Source organism: Amphritea sp. 1_MG-2023 (assembly GCF_030547545.1).
GTDB lineage: Bacteria > Pseudomonadota > Gammaproteobacteria > Pseudomonadales > Balneatricaceae > Amphritea.
Map to the genome: position 1 here is coordinate 1 of NZ_JAUOQE010000077.1, position 1,006 is coordinate 1,006.

General features: G+C 57.3%; 1 protein-coding gene. It reads left to right on the forward strand.

Annotated elements, in window-relative coordinates; translation table 11 throughout:
• Positions 1–1,006 (forward strand): VCBS domain-containing protein (locus tag Q4488_RS18730; RefSeq protein WP_303582117.1); only part of this gene is annotated, 1,006 nt, incomplete at both ends.

Below are 1,006 nucleotides of genomic sequence, written 5' to 3' on the forward strand. Positions count from 1 at the left end.
GGACTTACGGCACCTTGAGTGTAAATACCAACACGGGTGCTTACAGCTACAGCAAAGACGCCGCTGCGATCGAAGCCCTGGATGCGGGTGATACCGACAGTGATCTGTTTACCTTAACGGTCACCGATGCGGATGGCGCACTAGTGACGCAGACCTACACAGTCAACGTCACCGGTGCGGATGATGCACCGACCCTCGATGCGATCACCAGTGGTTCGATTGCCGAAGTGGATCAATCTAGTTCGACTACGGACGCTAATCTCAGCGGCACCTTAAGTGGCGCGGATGTCGATGGTGATACCTTAACCTATGGTATTGCTACCGGATCGGTCACGGGTACCACCGCCACCTTGGCGGGGACTTACGGTACGCTGACCTTAGATACTTCCACTGGCGACTACAGCTACAGCAAAAACGCCGCCGCGATCGAAGCCTTGGATGCGGGCGATACCGACAGTGATCTGTTCACCCTGACGGTCACCGATGCGGATGGTGCGTTAGTGACGCAGACCTTTACCGTCAACGTCACCGGTGCCGATGATGCACCGACCCTCGATGCGATCACCAGCGGTTCGATTGCCGAAGTGGATCAGTCCAGTAGCACGACCGATGCGAACCTCAGCGGCACCTTAAGTGGCGCCGATGTCGATGGCGATACCTTAACCTATGGTATTGATACCGGATCGGTCACGGGTACCACCGCCACCTTGGCGGGGACTTACGGCACCTTAACCTTAGATACTTCCACCGGCGACTACAGCTACAGCAAAAACGCTGCCGCGATCGAAGCCTTGGATGCGGGCGATGCTGTTAGCGATGTGTTCACCTTAACGGTCACCGATGCCGACGGCGCACTGGTGACGCAGACCTACACGGTCAATGTCACTGGTGCCGATGATGCACCGACCCTGGATGCGATCACCAGCGGCTCGATTGCCGAAGTGGATCAGTCCAGCAGCACGACCGATGGGAATCTCAGCGGCACCTTAAGTGGCGCCGATGTCGA